Origin of the sequence: Subtercola lobariae, assembly GCF_014640255.1 — a bacterium.
Classification (GTDB): Bacteria; Actinomycetota; Actinomycetes; order Actinomycetales; family Microbacteriaceae; genus Subtercola; species Subtercola lobariae.
In genome coordinates this window covers 60453-81847 of the sequence record NZ_BMGP01000002.1, presented here as the reverse complement: position 1 = coordinate 81847, position 21395 = coordinate 60453, and the positions used below count along the sequence as shown (strand labels likewise).

The following is a 21395-nucleotide window of genomic DNA, read 5'->3' as shown; positions in this document are numbered from 1 at the left end:
CTGCATTCTGACCAGCTGGAAGTGGGGGTAGTGGTTGTTGTGCCGAGGGTTGTCATGTGCAGTGCTGTCAACCCTGTCACCAATCATCGTGCCAGGGGGCTGGTCACCCGTATGGTGGGCGGATGACCGAGCCTTCCGTGAAGACCGCCGCAGTGATTTACAACCCCATCAAAGTCGACCTCGACGCGCTTCGTGACGCCGTCTCCACCGCCGCTCAGGAGGCGGGCTGGGGCGATTCGGTATGGCTTGAGACATCCGTCGAAGACGTCGGTCAGGGCGTCACGAAACAGGCCATCGAACTCGGTGTCGATCTGGTGATCGCAGCCGGCGGCGACGGCACTGTGCGCGCCGTCGCCGAAGCGCTTCGTGCCAGCAGCATCCCACTGGCGCTGCTGCCATCGGGCACCGGCAACCTGCTCGCCCGAAATCTGAAACTGACCCTCAACGACGTACCCGGATCTGTGCTGGCCGCGTTCACCGGCGTTGACCGGCCTATCGACTTGGGCGTCATCGATATCGAACGGGCCGACACGTCCCGCGATCGGCACGTGTTCGTCGTGATGGCCGGCATGGGTATCGATGCGAAAATGATTGCTAACACCAACGACGACCTTAAAGCCAAGGCAGGTATCGCAGCTTATGTCGGCGCGATCAGCAAATCTCTCCGCGACCCGAACGAGCTGCACCTGCGCTTCACGCTCGACGACGAACCAGCTAAACGTGCGACCGTGCACACGGTGATCCTCGGTAACTGCGGGTCGCTGCCCGCCAACATCTTGCTGATGCCTGACGCGGTCGTTGACGATGGGCTGTTCGATCTGCTGCTGCTGCGGCCCGGGGGAGTGCTCGGCTGGATCCGGGTCTGGGCGAAAGTCGCCTGGCTGAACGGAATCGTCAGGCGCACCAAAACCGGCCAAGCACTGGCGGGGGAGCAGAAGAACGACCACGACCTGCACTACCGCACCGGCAAAAAATTCGTCGCACGCCTCTCCCGACCTGAGGAGATCGAGCTTGACGGCGACGGATTCGGGAAAGCGACCGCGTTCAACGCCTGGATCGAGCCCGGGGCGCTGCTCGTGCGCGTACCCGCTGACGCAGCGTCAGATCGTGATGGTTCGTAACAAGGGGGAGCGCTAGTGGGGCCGGGGCAATAAGGTCGGTAGGGCAGCGTCGCTGCACGAAAAGAGGAGCACACTATGGCCAATCACACCTACCGCCTCACCGAAATCGTCGGCACATCACCCGAGGGAACCGATGCCGCTATTCGTAACGGCATCGAGCGGGCGTCTGAGACCATTCGCAACATCGACTGGTTCGAAGTCGTCAGCACGCGCGGTGAACTCGAAAATGGCACGGTCGCCAACTTTCAGGTCACCCTGAAGGTGGGCTTTCGGCTCGAAGAGCCCGGCGAGTAGCCGTTAGCGGCAACCGGTCAGCAGGCATCCCGATGGTCAGGCGAACGTCACCTCGACCAGCGGGCTGCCCGCGATCCACACTTCTGGCTCTTGCCCGGGTGTTCGAATAAAGTCGGCAAGCGGCGGCAGGATGCCCGCGAACACCTCTTCGCGTTCTGCTGGCTCTGTGACGGGCCGTGCCGTGGCGGCGAGATCGGCCGTCGTCGACTGTTTCAAATGAAAGGTGAACTCGGGGTCAGCGACGAGGTTGGCGTACCACGAGCGGGGCCTGCCGGGTGCTCCCGTAATGAAATAGCGCCCGTCGAACCGGTGATACCAGATCTCGATGCGCCGCTGCTCGCCCGACTGTCGCCCGGTAGTGGTGATGTCGATGATCTGGTCGGTTGCCAGCGCCACCGAATTTTCGTCTGTCATTGCCTGTCTTTTCTGTTGCGTCTGTTGCGCCACCCGGAGGTAGGGGCGGGTCATCGGAGGTCAGGCCGAACGTTCGATCTGGGCATCTTTTTCTTGCCCTTGCACGTGGTCGGCCAGAGTGTTGACCAGCGCCACGAGTTGAGCGTTCTGCTCGGGCGACCAGTCGGCTACCAGGTTCTCGATGCTCGCCCGCCGCGCGATGAGCAGCCTATCGGCAGCATCGACGCCCGCCGGTGTCAGGTGCAAAGGGTTACCGGGAATGACCAGCCCGGCCTGTTCGAGTTCGCCACGCCAGCCGAGCAGCTTCTCGCTCGGGTCGTCTGGCCAGTGCCGGTTCTCGGTGCCTTCGCGAACGCGAGCGATTCGGGCGAGCAACCAGGTCGCGCCCGGCGTGAGCTGAAGGTTCGCGGCGACGGCCAGGCGACGGTACACCTCGACGACGTTCTCTCGCTGCAGCAGCCGCGAGAGCGCACGCCCCAGCTCTTCTTCAGAGCTGACCGCCTGCGGCACCCCGAGCGTGGCACCAGGGTCGGTCTGCGTACTCGTCGAACGAAGCGGAACTTCTTTCAGAAACCAGCTCAACGCGAAGGCGATCAGGGCGACCGGTATGGCCACCAAGAAAATGAGGTGAATGGCATTCGCGTATCCGGCGACTTTCTCAGCTTCTGTTGTGGCGTTCGCCAGGTTGTCATCGAGCCGGTTGGCGTAGACCGTGCCGAAGATGGCCACACCCACGACACTGCCCATCGAGCGAAAGAAGCTGACGCCTGAGGTGGCGGCGCCGAGGTCTTCGTAGTCGACCACGTTCTGCACCACGATGGTCAGCACCTGCATGATCATGCCGAGCCCTAGCCCGAAGACGAGCATATAAATCGAGGCGGCGAAGATGCTCGTGTCGACCCCCATGGTTGACAGCAGAAACAACCCCACGGCCATCAAGAACGACCCCACGATGGGGAAGATCTTATATCTGCCCGTTCGGGAGATCAGTTGCCCAGAAAGCGTGGAGGTCAGCAGGAGTCCGGCCATCAGAGGCAGCATCTGCAGTCCCGACACGGTGGGCGTCGAACCCTTGACGACCTGAAAGTAGGTGGGCAGGTAGGTGAGACTGCCGAGCATGGCCGCGCCCACGATGAACGCCATGGCGCTGCTCACGGCGAAAACGGGAATCTTGAAGAGTCGGGTGGGCAAAATGGCGTTCTCGGCCGTGCGTTCGACGAGCACGAACGCCACGAGCAGCACGACGGCCGCCACGAGCAGGCCGATGATGAACGGAGAACTCCACGCGAACGTGGTTCCCCCGAGCGAGGTGGCGAGCACCACGCAGGCGACGCCAGCGCCCACCAGGGTCGCACCGACGAAGTCGACGTGCCCCTTACCGCTGCCTCTCAGCTCAGGCAGCGCGATCGAGGTGACGATGAGGGCAGCCACTCCGATGGGCAGATTGATGTAGAACACCCAGTGCCATGACAGCGTGTCGACGAAGAACCCACCGATCAGCGGCCCTGCCACGCTCGCCACCCCGAAGGTCGCACCGAAGAGACCCTGGTAGCGGCCACGATCGCGGGGCGGAACGATGTCCCCGATGATCGTCTGCGACAGCACCATCAGGCCGCCGCCGCCGATGCCCTGGATGGCGCGAAAGGCGATCAGCTCCCACATCGTTTCTGAGAGCCCCGACAATGCTGACCCGATGAGAAAGATGATGATGCAGAGCTGAAACAGCCGTTTGCGACCGAACAGGTCGCTGAGCCGGCCCCACAGTGCGGTCGCGATTGTCGAGGTGAGCAGGTAGGCCGTCACCACCCACGAGAGCTGGCTCGCATTGCCGAGGTCTCTGACGATGGTCGGCAGGGCCGTGGCCACGATTGTCTGATCGAGCGCAGCCAGAAACGACCCGGCTAAGAGCCCGGAGAACACCACCATGATCTGACGCTGGCTGAGTCCCGTTGTGGGCGCAGCTGCTGGTGAGGCGATCGACATGAGTCCTCCAAGCACAACGTGAGGCTCGAACAAGAGGAGTCGAGTCGTTGAAAATGGTGCACCGCAGAGCGGTTGGTTGTCACCCTAGTGAAGATGCGGGCTGGGCGAAATAGCTTGACGCATGTGACGACTCACGGGAATGTATCTGCGGCGTCGCGGCTTTCACCGTGTCATGACCTCGTCACCCGAACGCCGCGGTTGGATCGGAGTGCTTTCGGTAGCACTTGGTTCTTTCGTGCTCGTGCTCTCAGAATTCTTGCCCATCGGCCTTCTTCCGTCGATCGCCGCCAACCTCGATGTGCCCATCGGCACGGCCGGCCTGATGGTGGTCGCCACCGGGCTCATTGGGGCGGTTGCGGCGCCCGTGGTCACCGTTGTCACGTCACGTATCGACCGCCGCGTGGTGCTGGTGAGCCTCAGCGTGTTGCTCATCGTGGCCGATGCTCTCGCCGCCATTGCGCCGTCGTTCGGCGTGCTGCTGCTCGCTCGCATGCTGCTCGGCGTGGGCATCGGTGGGTTCTGGGCTATCGGCGCGGGCATCGCGGGGCGGTTGGTGAAGCCGTCATCGGCCATTCGGGCGACGTCGTTCATCACCGCAGGTGTCTCGGTAGCGACGGTGGTCAGTCTGCCGCTCGGCGCGTTCGTGTCGTCGTTCGCGAGCTGGCGCCTTGCGTTCGTGATCGGAGGGGTGCTCGGGACGATCGCGCTGATTCTGCAGCTCGTGATGCTGCCGAGCATCCCGGCCATTCATACCGTGCGGTTCGCGACCCTCGGCGCCTTGCTCAAGATCAAGCGCGCGCGGGTCGGGCTCATTGCCACGGCGTTTATTTTCGTGGCGCAGTTCGCTGCCTACACGTATATTGCGCCCTACCTGACGCAGCTGGTCAGGGTCGATGCCGATACGGTGACGCTCGCGCTGCTCGTGTTCGGTGTGGCCGGAATCGTGGGCAACTTCGTGGCGGGTCTGACTCTCAGCCGCAGCGTGATCGGCACCCTCGGCACGGCGAAGTTTGTGCTGGCCGGCGCCCTCGTGCTGCTGCCGTTTCTGGCCACTTCGGTGCCTGGCGTGTTTGTGCTGCTGGTGGTGTGGGGGCTCGTCTGGGGTGCGCTGCCGCTGGGCACTCAGACCTGGATGGCCGCGTCGTCGCCGAGTGGGGCTGAGAGCGGGCTCGCACTTTTCGTCACCACGATTCAGCTCTCGATCGCGGCAGGGTCGATCGCCGGCGCGGCCGTGGTCTCGTCGGCGGGCATCGCGGCCGACTTCTGGCTCTCGGGTGCCGTGGCCGTGATCGGTGCCGTCGTGCTCATCACCTTGGGCTTGCGCCGCTCGAACGCGCTCGTGCCCGATCCGGCCCTGGCGCCCGTTGCGGCGGCGACGCTCGCCGCACCCGGTGCAGTCACCGCCGCGCCCGTTGCCGTGCCACCGGCCATCGCGCTCGACGAGCCGTGCGTCGCGGCGCCCTGCTGAGCATCCGAGAAGCATGTCTCTAAAATCGCACCGAATTCAAGTCTACGCTGGGCTTATAAAGCGACTATGCTGGGGATATGCAAACGTTGCCTATTTCTACAGTGAAGTCGAAGCTGAGCGAACTCGTTGACACTGCCGAGAATACTCACGAAGAGTATGCGATTACGGTCAACGGTGCACCCGTCGCGATGCTGGTTGGCATGAGCGAATGGGAGTCGTTGCATGAACAGATTTTCTGGCTCTCTCAACCCGACATCGTCGATGACGTCGCTCGAGCTCGCGCAGAAATCGCAGCCGGCAGTGGGCTGAACGAAGAAGAAATTCGTGCACGATTCGGGGCACCGAAGCGTACTGGCCGTTGAGCCATACCGTCGTATTCTCGCCCACTGCTGTGCGAGACATGGATCGAATACCACCCCGCATCGTTCCAGCAATCGTCGAGTTCGTCTACGGTGACCTCTCGAAGTTTCCGCGACGCGTCGGAAAGCCTCTCGAACGCGATCTTGCGGGGAGTTTCAGTGCCCGTCGAGGCCCTTACCGCGTGCTCTACGACATCGACGACGAGGCAAACACTATCGCCATTCTGCGTGTCGACCACCGAGCTGATGTGTACCGCAGACAGTAGCGCACTGCGCCTAGTCGCATGCCTGGGGGGCGATAGATGAGTGACGCGAATCGGAAGGCGGTTGAGCGGCACTGGGCTGCCTCGGAGGGCGGGGATGGCGTCGCCGAGCACGCGATGTACGCCGAGGGGGCCGTGCTCGACTATCCGCAGTCGGGAGAGCGGTTTCGAGGGCGGGAGGTTATCGCCAGGCAGCGGGGCGGGCATCCGGCAGACCGGCACTTCACGGTGCTGCGCATCGTTGGCAGCGGCGAGTTGTGGGGGAGCGAGTGCATCATCACGTACGACGGGGTGCCCACGTATTCGGTGTCGGTGATGCAGTTCGCCGACGGGCTGGTGACCCACGAGACACAGTACTTCGCCGATGGCTTCGGGGCGCCCGAATGGCGCGTGCAGCTCGCCGAGCCGATGCCGGGGCGGCAAGTCGAGCGGTTAGCCGCCGAAAAGGATGCGACGGCAGGCCCCGACGCGCCAGAATAGGCCTGAACGGGCGGCGCTGCGCGGCCCTGTGGGAGAAGACGAGCAATGACCGAAGGTACCGAAGACGATCCGTGGCAGCTGACGACGGCGCCCGGCTCGTCGAACTACGTCATGTATGTCGCGGGCGATGAGCTCATTTGCCAAGTGGGGTCGACTCAGCTGAAGTATCAGGCACGCGCGATCGATGATCTGCACGCCTGGCTGAGTGAGCAGGGCGATTGGGTGCCGCTCGGCGCCGCCGACGAGCAGAAGCCCGCCGCCGAAGGATCGGTCGAGGCGTGGGGCCGCTCAGAGTCGAACCCGGTGGGCGGCTGGTACGGCCTGCGCAAGGGCTACCGGGGGCGTTTCGGCATGTACCTGCCGCCGCTGCTCGAGAAGCTCGGCCGAGCCGAACTCACCCACACCCCGCGAAACAACTCGGTTCGCGCGATCTGATGTCGCACTACCGACCTCGCACGGCCTCTCTGACGCCTCAGGCTTCAGGATGCTCGAGCCGAGCCTTCAGCGTCACCAGCGACTGCTGGGCGGCCCTGCGAACTTCTTTATCGTAGTCTCGCAACATCGTTTCGAGGGTGCTGGCGCTTGCCGCGTCACCCACAGCGGCTATCGCCCGCGCGGCGGCCGCACGAACGCGAGCGTTCTGATCGGTGGTGAGCCGCGCGAGATCTTTCGCAGTGCCGATGGATCGCACCGCGACCACCTTGGCGCACATCTCCCGCACCCGCCACGACTGATTGGTCAACCCAGCGAGCACCGCGGGGGCGGCGGTGTCGTTCCACACGTAGAGCAGGGCTCTGGCGCCCCAGAGCTCGGGCCAGTACAGCGCCGGGGCTCCGCTCAAGATGCCCTCGGCGTGCGCGCCGCCGACCGCACGCAAGAAGTCGTCGCCTTCGAATCCGCCATGCAGTAATGACGCCGCACGTGCAACGGTGCGCGGCTCGCCTTCGCGTTCGACGGCCGCCTCGAGTCGCGCTTCGAGGGTGTCGGTCGGAGAAACGGGGTGTGCGGTGTCGTCAGCCATGAGGAGTCAAGGCTACTGCAGCGAGGGCGCGATACCCGGGCCGAGCGCCGCACCCCGCAGCTCGGCGTACGCCCGGCCGACACCCTCGGCCAGCCCGTCGATGCCCGGCAGGGCCGTGGGGTCGGTGCAGAAGCCGATTCCCACGTGCGCCTCGTTCGAGATCGCCGAGATGCGCAGCGCGTGGTGGGTGCCGGGCTCTGCTGAGGTGTAGAGCTGTTCGACGCGGCGACCCGCCACCGACACGGCGACCCGCGGGCCGGGCACGTTCGAGATGGCGACGCTGAACTCCCGCGAACTGCCGGCGATGCGCCGAGCGAATTCGCCGACCGCACGGTCGCTACCGAGAGCGTGAAAGAGCTCGTACAGCAGCGCCGCGTCGCCCTGCTTCTTCTCGGTTCTCGTCTGAGAGCTGATCAGGTCGAGTCGGCGCAGCGGATCGGGCTCCGCCAGCGGCAGGTCGACGTTGATGAACGAGTCGTGATTGCCCAGTTCGGTGCTCTGCTCTTCGCGATGGTGCAGGCTCACCGGTATTTGCGCACGAACGTCGGCCAGGGCATCCCGACCCGCCAGCCAGCCGTGCAACCCGCCTGCGACCACGGCCAGCAGCACGTCGTTGACCGTGGCATGGGTGGGGCGGGAGGCGCCGATGGCCTTGAGTTCGGCAAGCGGAGCACTCGTGAACGCCACTTCGCGCGCCACGGTGATGGGCTTGTCGAACGGCGATCTCGGGCCGATACGCCCCAGTTCGCGCGCCACTGCTTCGGGCAAACGCCACCATGGCTGGTGATCGGGCGGCCGGATGCTCGCGGAGACCCCCACGGCATGCACTGGTATCTCGTGCGGGTCGAGCAGAATCTCGTCGAGAAACCGCATTCCGGCGATACCGTCGACCATGGCGTGGTGCATGCGGGCCGCGATGGCTTCGCGGCCGTCGGCGAGCGGGCCGATGAGGTCGAGAGTCCAGAGCGGCCGGTCGCGGTCGAGGTGCTCTGACATGAGCGTGCTGACGGTTCGGCGCAGGTCTTTTTCGGTGGCGCAATCCGTTCCGGCGCGGCGTCTGACGTGCTGCGCGATGTCGAAGTGCTCTGCGGTGGCCCAGCGAGCGGGGGTGTCGGCCGTGGCCGGTTCGACGCGCTGGAGGGCGCGCGGCTGGCGGGCAACTCGGGCCAGCACGGAGGTTCGGAGGGCATCCAGGTCGACCGGTGTGCCCGGAGCGACGATCATCAGTTTCAGCGTGTGGCCGGTGAGAACGGCCGATTCGAGCGCCAGAATTCGGGCGTCGTCGGGCGACAGTCGGTCGGCCTCGGCGTTCATGGCGTCAGCCTAGCGCCGAGCCGCCCGGCGGGCACAGCGCCGAGCCGCTGCCCGACCCGTACCTGCCGCGAGCCGGCCGCGCGGGCCGCGCGGTCAAGCCGCGATGGCGCTCTGCTCCTGCTCTTCTTGGGTGACGAGGGCGGTCTCGTCGGCCACGGCGGTGCGCCGAATGCTCCAGAGGTGCGTGAGCAGAATGAGCGCCACGCCGACGCCAGCCCAGAGCGCCAGACGCAGAGCTGCGAAGCCGAACCCCTGACCGGGAAAGTAGGTCAGCGTCTGAGCGGCGTTGAGCCAGGCAGCGCCGTTCCAGAAGGTGTTGAGCCCTGCAAAGAAGGCGGGCTGAAACGGTGCTGCGAAGATGCCGCCCGAGCTGGTGAAGTTCAGCATCACGAAGAGCATCGTGAGCACCGGGGTCGTCCATTTGCGCAGAATCGGGTGAAGGCCGACGCCGATTGCGATGATGCCGAAATCATACAGCCACGCGAAGAGCCCCACCCCGAGCGCATTGCTGCCCAGCACATGATAGATCGGGCCGGCAACGATGATGCCGATCGCTGCTATCACGGCCGCGACTGCCGCACTGATCGCGAGCCTCCACCGCACAGAAATACCGCCGGTGAGGGCCGCAATGGTGACGGCGCTCGCGTACCCGCCTACGCTGAGCGCCACGAGCAAGAAGAACAGCCCCTGCCCCGTACTGTCTCCATCTGACACCGAGACCACGTCGTCGAGCTGCAACGGCAGGTTCTGCTGGTAGGCGATCGGCAAGAAGATCTTCTGTGCGGCCGCCGCGGTGGTGTCTGAGGCGGCGCTCGCCACGATCAGAGTCGCGTGCGTGGCATCCGTTTCGTATGCCGCGGCGATGGAGCGGTCGGTGACCAGCGCAATTGCGGTCTGCTCGTCGGGCACGGTCTGAACGTCGAGTGCGCCCACGGCCTTGTCGCCGACGGTCTGAGCGAACACCATCGACTGTGCAGAGTTGCCCACGATGGCGACCTTCAGGTCGTGCGGCTGAGGCTGATGAAAAGCGCCGAGGTAGGCCAGGGCCATGCCGCCCGCGAGAAAGAGCGGAATGAGCAGGTGAGTGGCGAGGGTCTTCCAGAAATGGGCAGACGGAGTTGGTGAGATTCGATGAGACACGGCGACCTTGAGTGAGCTGATTTGGAGTTGCATAGCGCAACAGTGACAAGAAGACGATACACTGTTGCACTATGCAACGCAAACGAAGTTCCGCCTCGCTCGATAGATTGATGCCATGACACGCTCCGAACCGCCGCGAGAGCAGTGGCTGGCGCGCGTGCGTGACGAACTGACGACTCTCACGCGGCGCGGAACCGCCAGGGCGCGGCAGTCGCATCCGGCGCTCTCGCTCGTCGATCAGTCGCTCTTGACCTACATCGAGAGCAATCCCGAGTGCCGCGCCATCGACATCGCCGCACATTTTCAGCTCAACCGCTCGACGGTGTCGCGGCAGCTGCAGAGCCTGGTCTCGGCCGGTCTCATTGAAATGGGGCCCGAACAAACGTCTCGTGGGCACAGGTCGCACGGGCGCGGTCAGCCCATCACGCTCACCGACAGCGGTCATCGCGTTCAGGCGGAGGCGGCGGCCGGTGTGCTCGCGAGTCTGACGGCACGACTCACCGGCTGGTCAGACGACGAGGTACGGATGCTCGCCGGCACCCTGCACCGCTTCAACGACGAATCGACGCCGATGCCCGACGCCTCGATGCCGGCCCCCGACGCCTCGATGCCGGGCCCCGACGCCTCCGCATCGACGACCCGTGCCGAGTCGCCCACCCTCGAATCCGCGCCGACCGAAGGGCAACCCTCGTGACCTCGAACCGCAGCTGGATCACCGACGCGATCAAAGAGCTCGCCGCCGACAGCACCCGAAGCGCCGACACGCACCTGCTGCGATTTCCGTTGCCGCGCGCCTGGGGCGTCGACCTCTACTTCAAAGACGAGTCGTCGCATCCCACCGGCTCGCTCAAGCACCGTCTGGCGAAATCGCTCTTCATCTACGGCCTGGTGGGCGGCCGTATTCTGCCCGGTACAACGGTGGTCGAAGCATCCAGCGGCTCGACAGCAGTGTCGGAGGCCTACTTCGCGCGCCTGCTCGGGCTGCCGTTCGTCGCCGTGATGGCGCAGTCGACAAGTCACCGCAAGATCGAGTTGATCGAGGGGTACGGCGCACAATGCGTGCTCGTACCGACGGCGGGAGAGGTGTACGCCGAAGCCGAACGCATCGCCGAAGAAACCGGCGGCTACTACCTCGACCAGTTCACCAACGCCGCGGTGGCCACCGATTGGCGCGGCAACAACAACATCGCCCGATCGATCTTCGAGCAGATGGTGGGGGAGCGGCACCCCGAGCCCACCTGGATCGTCGCCGGCGCCGGCACAGGCGGAACCTCTGCCACCATCGCCCGCTACGCCAGGTACGCCGGCACGAGCACCCGTATCGCGGTGGGCGACCCCGAAGGCTCGGCGTTCGAGGAGGCCTGGCGAACAGGGCGCCGCGACGTGACCGCACGCGGCTCGCGCATCGAGGGCATCGGCCGGCCGCGCGTCGAACTCTCGTTTCTGCCCGACGTGATCGACCTGGTTCAGACGGTGCCAGACTCGGCGTCGGTCGCCGGGATGCACGTGGTCGCCGAAACTCTGGGGCGTGCTCCCGGCCCGTCGACCGGCACGAACCTCGTGGTCGCTCTCGACCTGGCTGCCCAGATGGTGGCCGATGGCCAGACGGGCAGCATCGTCACGCTGCTCTGCGACAGCGGCGACCGGTATTCCGACACGTACTACGACGATGCGTGGGTGGCCGCCCAAGGGTTCACGCCGGCGCCCTACCTCGACGAGCTGAGCGCGCGGCTCGAGGGCTGACCTCGCAGGCCGACGCGGCCACGCTTCGCGGGCAGACTTCGCGAGCCGACGTCCTAGGCCGACGCGGCCGGGGAATCTTCCCGAGCGCTCGGTGGTTCGAACCAAGATGACCACAACGAACCCGGCCCTCGAGGCTGAACCGCTGACCCAGACGCTCCTCGACGACACTGACGCGTCGCCGTTGTTCGCCCCGTTGCGTTTTGGCGATCTCGCGCTGTCGAACCGGTTCGTGATGGCGCCCATGACCAGGGCCTTCTCGCCGAACGGCGTGCCGGGTGATGACGTGGCCGAGTACTACGCTCGCCGGGCTCCGTACCTCGGGCTGATCGTGACCGAGGGCACCTACATCGATCATCCGTCGGCCGGGTCGAGCGACCGCATACCCACGTTCTACGGCGAAAACGCGCTCGCCGGCTGGCAGAACGTGGTCGATAGGGTTCACGCTGCCGGCGGAAAGATCTTTCCGCAACTCTGGCACCTCGGCGTCACCCGCTCAGAAACAGCCGAGCTGAATCCCAATGCGCCCATCATCAGCCCCTCGGGCCTCGGCGCGACCGGCAAAGAACGTGGCCAGGCCGCTACCACGAAAGACATCGACGACATCATCGCCTCGTTCGCTCGCGCGGCTCGGGATGCTCAGCGGCTCGGCTTCGATGGCGTCGAGTTGCACGGGGCTCACGGGTACCTGCTCGACCAGTTTCTCTGGGCGAAAACCAACCGCCGCTCTGACCGGTTCGGGGCGGAGATCTCGGGCCGCTCGCGACTCGCGGCCGACGTCATTGAGGCCATTCGCGGCGAGGTCGGCGACGCGTTTCCCATCGACTTTCGGTTCTCGCAGTGGAAGGGCGGGCAATACGATGCCCGCATCGCCGAAACGCCGCAGCAGCTCGAGCAGATTCTGGCGCCGCTGGTCGATGCGGGAGTGACGATGCTGCACGCCTCAACCCGGCGCTACTGGCTGCCCGAGTTCGAGGGTTCCGACCGCACCTTGGCCGGCTGGACCAAGCAGCTCACGGGGCTGCCGACGATTGCGCTCGGATCGGTGGGCGTGCCGGGGGCATTTATGGAGACCGGTGACGAAGCCCAGCAGACGTTGAGCATCGCCCCGCTGCTCGAGCTGTTCGAGCGTGGCGAATTCGATCTCGTGGCGCTCGGCCGGGCTGTGCTGTCTGACCCCGAGTTCACCGAAAAGGTGCGCACGAACCGCCTCGGCGAGATTCGCGCCTATGAGAAAGGCCACGAGTCGGCACTCGCCTGAGCGTCACGCAGCTCACGCGGAGTGACGCCGCGGGTACTGCGAAGCGCGCGACGCAGGCTCTGCGCATCGCCGAACCCGGTGCCAGGCCTTCCGAGTCCATCTGAAAGCCATCGCGCTCGATGACCATTCCGGCCAGCAACTGGCGGATGACTGTGGTCGCGGGTTCGTCGTCGAGCTCGCCGATCTGCAGGGTGTTCACGATGTCTGAAAGAAACGACAGCGAAGGTTCGGCCATGTGGCCGCGCGCACAACCGCCGGACTCAGTGGAACGCCGGCTCCCTGTTGGGTGACGAGTTCACGGGGCAGAGACATCGCTACGATCGACGAGGTGGTGACTCCGTCGGCCAGAATGGTGTGCGTGCAAGGGTCATAAATCGACTGTCAGTTTCCCTTCGGCACGGGCAGCCCGAGCCAGCCGAATAGTTCTTCGTACAGCCGAGCTAGCTGCTCGGGTTGATCGTCGCCATAGAGGTCGTCGCGAGGCGTTTGCCCCGCCGAGGCTTGGGCGTACGCGAGAAAGCGGTACGCCGGGCGATATTTCGCGAGTTCGTCGCGGTTCAGATCGAAGGTATCGCCTGCAACCACGGGAACGAGGGTGTCGAACTGATAGATGCAGTCGACTCGGTCACAAAGTCGGCGCCGTTGCCGTCGAACCAGCTGACTTTCACATGAGAATCGTCGGCGTAACACTCGGCGAGCTGGCCCCACCAGCCTCGATCTCGGGCCTGCCGCTCGCGAAGTACGAGCTGGGTGACTTCAGAAATGTCGTTCATTCGGCTCCCTTGCCGGTTGGATGTGATCTGCACGAGCGCTCGAGGGGGAGCGTCGGCGACCCAGGCACACGATAATCGCAAATATTGTCGAATATCAAACGATTATTGATAATTTGAGATATCACTCGTGTCGATGCTCACAGATTCACCACCGTTCGTTGTGCGGCGACCCCAGGTCTGCTAGCGTCGGCCCTGTCAAAATAGTCTGTCAAGGTTGACAGTGTTTAGGAGCAACGATGAATTCCATCGCGAGTGTGTCTACCGTGCCGAGTACCGACGAGATTCTGGAACGGGCGCGCGAGCTTGTTCCAGGGCTTCGAGAGCGGCTGTTCGAAACCGCCCGGTTGCGGCATCTGCCCCAGGTCACGATCGATGAAGCTGAGGCTGCCGGCCTCTTCCGGCTCATCACACCGGTTTCACTGGGCGGGGCGGGCGGCGGCGTGCCCGAATACGTGGAATTACTCCGTACGCTCGCCCGAGCCGATATGTCTGCTGCCTGGACGCTCGGCTTCTTCACCGCCCACGCGTGGATCGCCGCGCAGTACCCAGAGAAGGCGCGCGAGGTGATGTTCGCTGACGGAAAGATTCCGAAGATCGCCGCCGTCGGCCGGCCGCCTGGCCGCGCCGTACCCGTTGACGGTGGTTTCAGAGTCACCGGCGCGTGGAGCTACGCGAGCGGCGTGATGAACGCCGACTACGCCCAGGTGCCGGCTATCATCGACGGCGAGCACGAGGCTTCCGTTTTCATGGTGCCGGTCGCCGAGATCGAGATCATCGACACCTGGTTCATGTCAGGCATGCAGGGCACGGGCAGCAACAACCTCAAGCTCGACGACGTTTTTGTGCCCGAATACATGGTCGACAAGTTCGACGCGTTCAACCACCGTCGAAGCCCCGAAGAGCGGGTGCACCCCGAAGAGATGTACACCTACATGCTCGGGGACTTCTTGCTGTTCATCTTTCCGACCATCATCGTCGGCGCGGCCGAGACCGTTCTCGAGGAGTACCGTCTGCGACTCGACACCCGCCGTTCACTGCTCACGCCGCCCGAGGTTCAGGCTGAGACTGTTGCCGCCCAGCTGCGGTACGCCCGCGCCATTTCGCTGTTGCGTGTGGCTCAGACCGTGCTGGCAAACGCGGTCGAACTGTCGGTGCAGGCGAACCGCGAGAGCACTGAAGACAAGACGGCAGAGCTTCGGGCGAACCTCAAGCTCGACTGCCTGAGCCTCTCGAAAGCCGCGTGGGATGCCGTGGTGCTGGTCGTTCGCGGGTCTGGTACGGCGGTGTTCAAGTCAGAAGACATCACTCAGCGATTCATGCACGACATCGCCACCGCGCTGACGCACGTGACCATCGACGAAGACGCCATGCAGACCCGAGCGGGGCAGATTCTGCTCGGCCGCGCGAACATGCCCGACCCGGCAATGTTCTTCGTCTAGGAGACTGGCGCTATGACTACTCACCGTATAGACACCCACACCCACGTTGTTCCGCCGGTCTACTCCGAGTGGCTGCAGTCGAACCCGGCCTACCGGGGCCCGATTGTGCCCTGGAGCAAAGACGCGGCTCTCGAAGCATTCGGCCGCATCGGCGTCGACACCGGAATTCTCTCGGTGTCGGCCCCGGGCGTCACGCTCGACACCACCATCGCCCGTGAGGTGAACGAGTTCTGCGCAGAGCTGCTGCGTGACGACCCGGCGCACTTCGGCTTCTTCGCAACGCTGTTGCTGCCCGACGTCGATGCGGCCATCGCCGAGGCGACCTACGCCCTCGACGAATTGCACGCCGACGGCATTGTGCTGAGCTCGAACCACGACGGCATCTACCTCGGCGCCCCCGAGTTCGATGCGTTGTTCGAGGTGCTGAACGAACGCAATGCGGTCGTCTTCGTGCATCCGACCGCCCTGCCTGCACCGATGGTGCCCGGTATTTCGCCGGGTATCGTCGACTTCTTGGCCGAGACCACGCGCGCGGCGACCAACATCACGAAAAACGGCTACCACACCCGGTTTGCGAACGTGAAGTTCATTCTGGGGCACGGCGGCGGCTTTCTGCCGTACGCGGCCAATCGCATCTCGGCCGGCCTTTCACCGACCGCAGACGAAGAACCCACCGTCGACCTGCTGCAGAAGTTCTACTTCGACACCGCGCTCACCAGCGGCCCGTTCGCGCTGCCCTCGCTCTTCGCGTTCGCCGACCCGGCCCACGTGACGTTCGGAACCGACTGGCCCTACGAAATCAGGCCGGGTATCACCGCGAAGTTCACCGACCGGTGGGATGACTATGGGGTCAGCGATGACCTACGCGCCGCCGTCGATCGTCAGAACGCTCAATCACTCTTCACCAGGCTAGGAAACAACTCATGAGCACACTGGATGATCTGCCCACCAACTGGGGCCGCTGGGGTCTCGACGACGAGCGCGGCACCCTCAACTTCATCACGCCAGAGGCCCGCCTGCGCGGCGTCACCGAAGCCCGCACCGGTGAAACGGTATCGCTCGCGTTTCCCATCACGCCGGTCGTGCTGGGCGGGGGGCGTCCAGGGCCGCCCACCATGACCCCCACCCCGGCGGCGATTTCGCAGGTCTTGGCCTACACCGGTTCACCGGCGAGCGTCGACATTCTGACCATCAACACGCACCACGCCACGATGACGCACATCGATGCGCTCGGCCACATTGCGCCGAACGGCATGATCTACCCCGGTGTCGCGTTCGCCGAGGTGGCGATGGGCGGAACGCTGCGTCAAGGGTCGACCACGGCGTTCATCGACGGAATCGTGACCCGAGGCGTGCTGCTCGACCTGGCGCCGGGCGGCCGCATCGACGACGGTCACGAAGTGACCCGCGAAGACCTCGAGAACGCCGAGCAGCGTGCCGGTGTACGAGTCGAGTCGGGTGACGCCCTCGTCATTCGAGGCGGCTGGAACCTGGCCACAGACTTCTCGATGACCCTGCCGTTTCTGAGTCTCGATGCGGTGTTGTGGATGGGCGAGCGAGAGATCAGCGTGCTCGCGAGCGACATTGGCGACAAGCCTCCGATGGGTGGCGCCGTGATGGCTCTGCACGCCTTCGCGTTGCCCCGACTCGGGTTGCCGCTGATCGACAACGCGAACGTGACTGCGCTCGCCGAAACTGCCGCGAACCTGTCGCGGTACAGCTTTCTCTTCACGGTGGGCGCGATTCCGGTGCGCGGCGCCACGGGCATACCCGTGAACCCGCTCGCGGTGTTCTAAGGAGGGCGAGCACCCCGGGCATCCTGCAGCAGCACTGAACGCACGAAATTCACTCTGATCAGACCACTAACGACGTGAAGCACTACTGATCGCCTTCTTGCTCGCCATCGCGGGCATTCTCATGCTGTTCGGTGTGCGAACGAAGGGGCGCACTCTCGAAGAGATCTCAGAAGGGGCCTAGCTTCTTGGTGCGCATTCGCTAGGCTTCGCTCATCACGAGAATGTGATGAAGTGCTTTGCGAATTGCTTTTCGAGGGAGAAAACAATGACAGATGTGAACGGCCCGGCCGATCCGCAGGAGCCCGATGCGCAGCAGCCTGTTGCGCCGCCGCCCCCGGCAGCTCCCGCCTATTCGGCCCCCGAGGCTCCGGCTGCGCCCTCCGCGCCGCCCGCTGCGCCGCCCGCGTACTCAGCTCCGGCCGCCCCGCCGGCGCCGTCTGAGTATGCGGCGTCGCCGACCGGCCAGCCCGGCGTCGTACCCGGTCGCACGCTCGGCATCGTCGCCGTTGTGGTGGCGATCTTGTTCAACATCATCGGCGTCATTCTCGGCATCATCGCCCTCGTTCAGTCTCGTCGGGCGGGGGTCAAGAACCGCCCGGCCGTCGCCGCCATCATCATCGGCGCCGTGCTGTTCGTGCTGGGAATCGTGATTACGATCGTTGCCATCACGGTAGCCGTGGCCGCGGTGAACAGCGTCTGTTCGGGCGAAGCCTCGGGCGCGCTGGTGCAGCTGACCAACGGTACAACGGTCACCTGCCCGTAAGGGTGTGCCGGGCATCCGTCTCGCCATTATGCGGGTGACGGATGCCCGGGCTAGTGTTTCTGGCATGACACCCTCGCAGGCACCAGGCGCCCTGACCCCCGTTTCGCTGAGCAATGCGCACTTCGTGTCGTTGACCACGTTTCGGCGTTCGGGTGTGGGTGTGTCGACTCCGGTGTGGATAGCCCGTTTCGGCACTTTCGTGGTGATAACGACCCCTGCAGAAAGTGGCAAGGTCAAGCGTCTGCGCAACGATGCCCGCGTCGAACTGCGCCCGTGTGACCGTCGTGGCGCGGTGAAACCTGGAGCGCCGACGGTGCAGGGCGTCGCCGAGATTCTCAGTGAGCCCGAGGCGGTGACTCGGCACGAGGCGGTGTTCGCACGGAAGTACGGTTTCGAGTATCGCGTTTTCATGCTCATCGAACGCATCGCGCTGCGTGGCAAGCCGGCTCGCCGCGTCATTCTGCGCATCGCGGCACCCCACTAGATTTGGGAGTGACGGTTCGCTGCTGACAGAGGGGATGTGCCATGACTCTGCTGATCGCTGGAGTGGTGGCGCTGCTGGCGGTTGCGGCGTCGTCGCTGCTTTCTCCGCGGTTGCGCGTGGCATCGCCGCTCATTCTGGTGGTGGCCGGCATCGTGGTGAGCTTTCTGCCGTTCATCCCGACCATCCACGTCGACCCCGAATGGATTCTGGCCGGCGTTCTGCCGCCGCTGTTGTATTCGGCGTCGGTGTCGATGCCGAGCATGAACTTCAGGCGCGAGCTCACGGCGATCGGCGGCCTCTCGGTGGTGCTCGTGGTGCTCTCATCGGTGATTCTCGGCCTGTTCTTCGCGCTCGTGATTCCGGGCCTCGGCATCTGGTGGGGAATCGCGCTGGGGGCGATCGTCAGCCCGACCGACGCCGTGGCCACGTCGATCGTCAAACGCGTGGGGGTCTCGGGCCGAGTGGTGTCGGTGCTCGAGGGCGAGAGTCTGCTCAACGACGCCACCGCGCTTGTGCTGCTTCGGTCGGCTATCGCGGGGGCTGCGGCATCCGTTTCGCTTTGGGGTGTGCTGGGTACCTTCGCGTATTCGGTGGTCATCGCGTCGATTCTGGGCGTAGTGGTCGGCCAGCTCAACCTGTGGGTGCGCGCGAAGATCAGCGACTCGACGGTGAACACCGTGGTGTCGTTCACCGTGCCGTTTCTGGCGTCGATTCCGGCCGAGCTGCTGGGGGCGTCGGGGCTGGTCGCGGCGGTGGTGGCAGGGCTGGTCACCGGGCACGGGGCGGCGCGGCGGCTGCCTCCGCAGCATCGGCTCTCTGACACCCAGAACTGGCGCACGGTCGAGCTGGTGCTCGAGGGCGTCATTTTTCTCGTGATGGGGCTCGAGCTCTCGGGGCTCATCACTCAGGTGCGCGTCGAGCACGCCGGCGTTGCAGCCGCGTTCGGCGTCGCAGCGCTTGCTCTCGCGCTGACGGTTGCGGTGCGGGCGGGCTACATCTTTCCACTGCTTGCCTCTTTGCGACGCCGTTCGCGGCGCGGCGAGGGCTTCAAATCGCAGCTCGACGTGATGAAGCAGCGCTTCGACGCTCGGGATGCCGCCCTGAACGCCATCGGACCGTCAGGAGACGGGCTCCCCGACCCGGAGCAGCGGCGTTTAGCCCTCGAGCAGCTGCGAGTGGCCGCCGACTCGGCCACCTCGCCCGGTTCGGCTGGTGGTGTTGGCGTGCCCGCGGCCGTGACACCCGGCACGGCCATTCCGGTCGGGTATGCGCGGCCCGACGATCGGCTCAACCGGGGCCGCTCGCGGCGGCGGCGACCGCGCAAGCCGCCGTCGGAGAAACGCATCGCGTGGATGAGAACGCGCACCATTCGCACGCTGGCCGACATCGACTACTACCTCGACGCACCCTTGGGCTGGCGCGAGGGCGGCGTGCTGGTCTGGGCCGGCATGCGCGGTGCCGTCACGTTGGCCGCCGCTCAGACGCTGCCGGAGAACACGCCGAACAGGTCGCTGCTCGTGCTGATCGCCTTCGCCTTGGCGGCCTTCTCCCTGATCGTGCAAGGTGGAACGTTGTCGGCCGTGGTGAAGTGGCTGAAGCCCGCGTCGCCCGACACAGAGGCGACAGACGAAGAACGCAGGCAGATCATCGAGCTGCTGCGCAAAGTGGCTTCTGACGTGATGGCAGCGAGCACCGCAGCCGAAGCCGCGCCAGATGCCGAACGCGGCGACTTCGAGCTCGACGCCGCCGAACCCGACGCCGCCGAAGCCGACGCCACCGAACCCGACGCCACCGAATCTGACGTCACCGAATCTGACGACATTGAACCCGACGCCGCCGAACCCGAAGCCACCGAATCTGACGACGTCGAACCCGACGCCGTGGAGGAGGTGGCCACCGCCAGCTCGGTCGACCCGACCTTCTCCGCCGACCGGCGGCTCTGGAAGCAGCGGGCACTCGACATCATCGAAGCGCAGCGCAGCGCGCTTCTCGACGCGAGCGACGACGGAATCTTCTCGGCCGAGGTACTCAATCGCACCCTCGCAAACCTCGACGCCGACCAAATCAGCATCGAGTTGAAGGGCGCGCCACCCGAGATCTAAGCCCAGCCCCGCCCGCAGCCCGGCCCCGCGCAGCCCCGGCCGCCCACACCCCAGCCCTCCCGGCTAGACCGCGCTCACCGGCGCCGTCACACGCTCGATGAACTCCGTCAGCCGTCGGTACACCGCTTGTGATTCGGCGAACCGAAAGTTCTGCTGCCAGGTGTGCCGCGTATTACGGTTCTCGCTGCCGTAAATGAGTGTCTCGACTGGCACGAGGGCCGCACGTAACCGGTCGATGAACTTCACGTTCGAGTCGTAGAAGTAGTCGCGTTCTGAGGTCGAAACGAACACTGCCGGATGATCGGACTTCACCCACTCGATGGGCGACAGGTATTTCGCAGCCACCCGCAACGAACGGTTCGCCGCCGAAAGGCCTGACCCTTTGGGGTGCAGCAGCCGAATGAACCCCGTGCTCAGAATCGGCGCCTTATCGAAGAGCATCGACAGATCGACCGCACTGCAGTGCAGAACGAGGCCCTGAACTCCGCCGAACCGGGGAGTGGCGGGCATGCTGAAGTGGTCGCGCAGCTCGGGGTTGCTCGATGCCGCCGTCAACAGCGCTGCGATATGACCGCCGGCCGAGTCTCCACCGAGCACCACGCGGGTGCGATCTCCACCGTAGCTGTGGATGTTCTCATGCACCCACGCCACCGCCGACTCAGCGTCTTCGACGAGATGGTTCATCTGAAAGCGCCCGGCCTTGCGGTAATTCACATTCACCACCACCATTCCCGCAGCGGCTTGGTGTGCGCAGTATTTCGTGACGGTCTGCTTGTCGCCCGAGGTCCACCCGCCACCGTGAAAGTAGATGTACACCGGTAGCTCGGCACGGGCATCCGTCGCCACCTCATCAGCCGCGAGAGTCTCTGGTGCCAACACATCGAGCCGGTGCAGTGGATGCCCGTCGCCCACATACGCGATGTCGTTCGTTTCGCGAACCCCCGCAATGGGGTCGACGTTCATGCGTTTCGTCTCAGAGCTCTGGATGAGAAACATTCCGGCCCGAAACGCCCACACCGGGGTGCCTTTGAACAACGATCGCAGTGCCAAATGCCAGCCGGGAGGAGAGGCCGCGGGGCCAGCCGTATCACTCATGACCTCCACCGTAAGCAGAGCGCATGTTCGTGAGCAGTGATTCGCCTTGTGGTTTACTGCGAACCTCGCTCGAACACCGCCCGAA

Annotated in this window: 24 protein-coding genes; 16 read left to right on the top strand and 8 right to left on the bottom strand. The window is 64.9% G+C overall.

What is annotated here, in order from left to right; genetic code table 11:
• The first annotated feature begins 122 nt into the window (after nt 1–122).
• Together IEX24_RS04625 and IEX24_RS04620 are read left to right on the top strand one after the other, a co-directional pair.
• Nucleotides 123–1121, top strand: a complete 999-nt coding sequence (locus tag IEX24_RS04625) for a diacylglycerol/lipid kinase family protein (protein ID WP_188674584.1) — start codon at nt 123–125, stop codon at nt 1119–1121.
• A gap of 75 nt (nt 1122–1196) precedes the next feature.
• On the top strand, nt 1197–1415 hold the full coding sequence (locus tag IEX24_RS04620) for a dodecin (RefSeq protein WP_188674581.1): 219 nt from the start codon (nt 1197–1199) through the stop codon (nt 1413–1415).
• A 36-nt stretch (nt 1416–1451) separates the two neighbouring features.
• On the opposite strand, the gene IEX24_RS04615 is transcribed toward IEX24_RS04620, so the two are convergent.
• Together IEX24_RS04615 and IEX24_RS04610 are read right to left on the bottom strand one after the other, a co-directional pair.
• Nucleotides 1452–1829, bottom strand: a complete 378-nt coding sequence (locus IEX24_RS04615; protein ID WP_188674576.1) for a nitroreductase/quinone reductase family protein — start codon at nt 1827–1829, stop codon at nt 1452–1454.
• A gap of 60 nt (nt 1830–1889) precedes the next feature.
• Entirely contained in the window at nt 1890–3812 is a 1923-nt protein-coding gene (locus IEX24_RS04610) for an MDR family MFS transporter (protein WP_203585894.1), read from the bottom strand.
• A 172-nt stretch (nt 3813–3984) separates the two neighbouring features.
• Here IEX24_RS04610 and IEX24_RS04605 point away from each other — a divergent pair, with 172 nt between their 5' ends.
• From IEX24_RS04605 to IEX24_RS04585, 5 genes are all read left to right on the top strand, one after another.
• A complete protein-coding gene (locus IEX24_RS04605; RefSeq protein ID WP_188674566.1) occupies nt 3985–5280 on the top strand; it encodes an MFS transporter in 1296 nt (431 codons plus the stop codon).
• 77 nt (nt 5281–5357) lie between these two features.
• On the top strand, nt 5358–5642 hold the full coding sequence (locus tag IEX24_RS04600) for a type II toxin-antitoxin system Phd/YefM family antitoxin (RefSeq protein WP_188674563.1): 285 nt from the start codon (nt 5358–5360) through the stop codon (nt 5640–5642).
• Nucleotides 5639–5905: a type II toxin-antitoxin system RelE family toxin gene (locus IEX24_RS04595; RefSeq protein WP_188674560.1), complete on the top strand. Its 267-nt coding sequence runs from the start codon at nt 5639–5641 to the stop codon at nt 5903–5905. Before IEX24_RS04600 ends, IEX24_RS04595 begins: the two co-directional genes overlap by 4 nt.
• 36 nt (nt 5906–5941) lie before the next feature.
• Complete coding sequence (locus IEX24_RS04590) at nt 5942–6382, top strand: nuclear transport factor 2 family protein (RefSeq protein WP_188674557.1); 441 nt, start codon at nt 5942–5944, stop codon at nt 6380–6382.
• Between the two features lie 45 nt (nt 6383–6427).
• Nucleotides 6428–6817, top strand: a complete 390-nt coding sequence (locus IEX24_RS04585; RefSeq protein WP_188674553.1) for a DUF6855 family protein — start codon at nt 6428–6430, stop codon at nt 6815–6817.
• Nucleotides 6818–6854: 37 nt separating this feature from the next.
• On the opposite strand, the gene IEX24_RS04580 is transcribed toward IEX24_RS04585, so the two are convergent.
• The 3 genes from IEX24_RS04580 to IEX24_RS04570 form a co-directional block, all read right to left on the bottom strand.
• Complete coding sequence (locus tag IEX24_RS04580) at nt 6855–7403, bottom strand: HEAT repeat domain-containing protein (RefSeq protein WP_188674549.1); 549 nt, start codon at nt 7401–7403, stop codon at nt 6855–6857.
• Between the two features lie 12 nt (nt 7404–7415).
• Complete coding sequence (locus IEX24_RS04575) at nt 7416–8717, bottom strand: wax ester/triacylglycerol synthase domain-containing protein (protein ID WP_188674547.1); 1302 nt, start codon at nt 8715–8717, stop codon at nt 7416–7418.
• A gap of 93 nt (nt 8718–8810) precedes the next feature.
• Entirely contained in the window at nt 8811–9890 is a 1080-nt protein-coding gene (locus IEX24_RS04570; protein WP_188674544.1) for a hypothetical protein, read from the bottom strand.
• Nucleotides 9891–9972: 82 nt separating this feature from the next.
• Here IEX24_RS04570 and IEX24_RS04565 point away from each other — a divergent pair, with 82 nt between their 5' ends.
• The 3 genes from IEX24_RS04565 (at nt 9973) to IEX24_RS04555 (ending at nt 12858) form a co-directional block, all read left to right on the top strand.
• Nucleotides 9973–10551 (top strand): MarR family winged helix-turn-helix transcriptional regulator, encoded by a 579-nt coding sequence (locus IEX24_RS04565; protein ID WP_188674541.1) that lies wholly within the window; start codon nt 9973–9975, stop codon nt 10549–10551.
• Complete coding sequence (locus IEX24_RS04560; RefSeq protein ID WP_188674538.1) at nt 10548–11600, top strand: PLP-dependent cysteine synthase family protein; 1053 nt, start codon at nt 10548–10550, stop codon at nt 11598–11600. The genes IEX24_RS04565 and IEX24_RS04560 overlap by 4 nt, the downstream gene beginning before the upstream one ends.
• A gap of 106 nt (nt 11601–11706) precedes the next feature.
• Nucleotides 11707–12858, top strand: coding sequence for an NADH:flavin oxidoreductase (locus tag IEX24_RS04555; protein WP_188674534.1), 1152 nt, complete (start codon nt 11707–11709; stop codon nt 12856–12858).
• A gap of 381 nt (nt 12859–13239) precedes the next feature.
• Here the strand turns inward: IEX24_RS04555 and IEX24_RS19460 are convergent, their stop codons facing one another.
• On the bottom strand, nt 13240–13443 hold the full coding sequence (locus tag IEX24_RS19460; RefSeq protein WP_203585895.1) for a hypothetical protein: 204 nt from the start codon (nt 13441–13443) through the stop codon (nt 13240–13242).
• A complete protein-coding gene (locus IEX24_RS19455) occupies nt 13416–13631 on the bottom strand; it encodes a hypothetical protein (RefSeq protein ID WP_203585896.1) in 216 nt (71 codons plus the stop codon). The genes IEX24_RS19460 and IEX24_RS19455 overlap by 28 nt, the downstream gene beginning before the upstream one ends.
• 236 nt (nt 13632–13867) lie before the next feature.
• Here IEX24_RS19455 and IEX24_RS04545 point away from each other — a divergent pair, with 236 nt between their 5' ends.
• The 6 genes from IEX24_RS04545 (at nt 13868) to IEX24_RS04520 (ending at nt 20215) form a co-directional block, all read left to right on the top strand.
• Nucleotides 13868–15070 carry an acyl-CoA dehydrogenase family protein gene (locus IEX24_RS04545; RefSeq protein WP_188674531.1) on the top strand — a complete coding sequence of 401 codons (1203 nt, stop codon included), beginning with the start codon at nt 13868–13870 and terminating at the stop codon, nt 15068–15070.
• Between the two features lie 12 nt (nt 15071–15082).
• Nucleotides 15083–15997, top strand: coding sequence for an amidohydrolase family protein (locus tag IEX24_RS04540; RefSeq protein WP_188674528.1), 915 nt, complete (start codon nt 15083–15085; stop codon nt 15995–15997).
• Nucleotides 15994–16866, top strand: coding sequence for a cyclase family protein (locus IEX24_RS04535; protein ID WP_188674525.1), 873 nt, complete (start codon nt 15994–15996; stop codon nt 16864–16866). Before IEX24_RS04540 ends, IEX24_RS04535 begins: the two co-directional genes overlap by 4 nt.
• A gap of 265 nt (nt 16867–17131) precedes the next feature.
• Complete coding sequence (locus tag IEX24_RS04530; protein ID WP_188674522.1) at nt 17132–17629, top strand: DUF4190 domain-containing protein; 498 nt, start codon at nt 17132–17134, stop codon at nt 17627–17629.
• A 64-nt stretch (nt 17630–17693) separates the two neighbouring features.
• Entirely contained in the window at nt 17694–18113 is a 420-nt protein-coding gene (locus IEX24_RS04525) for a PPOX class F420-dependent oxidoreductase (protein ID WP_203585897.1), read from the top strand.
• A 41-nt stretch (nt 18114–18154) separates the two neighbouring features.
• Nucleotides 18155–20215 carry a cation:proton antiporter gene (locus IEX24_RS04520; protein WP_229715096.1) on the top strand — a complete coding sequence of 687 codons (2061 nt, stop codon included), beginning with the start codon at nt 18155–18157 and terminating at the stop codon, nt 20213–20215.
• 63 nt (nt 20216–20278) lie between these two features.
• On the opposite strand, the gene IEX24_RS04515 is transcribed toward IEX24_RS04520, so the two are convergent.
• Nucleotides 20279–21310 carry an alpha/beta hydrolase gene (locus tag IEX24_RS04515; protein WP_229715095.1) on the bottom strand — a complete coding sequence of 344 codons (1032 nt, stop codon included), beginning with the start codon at nt 21308–21310 and terminating at the stop codon, nt 20279–20281.
• Nucleotides 21311–21395 lie beyond the last annotated feature (85 nt).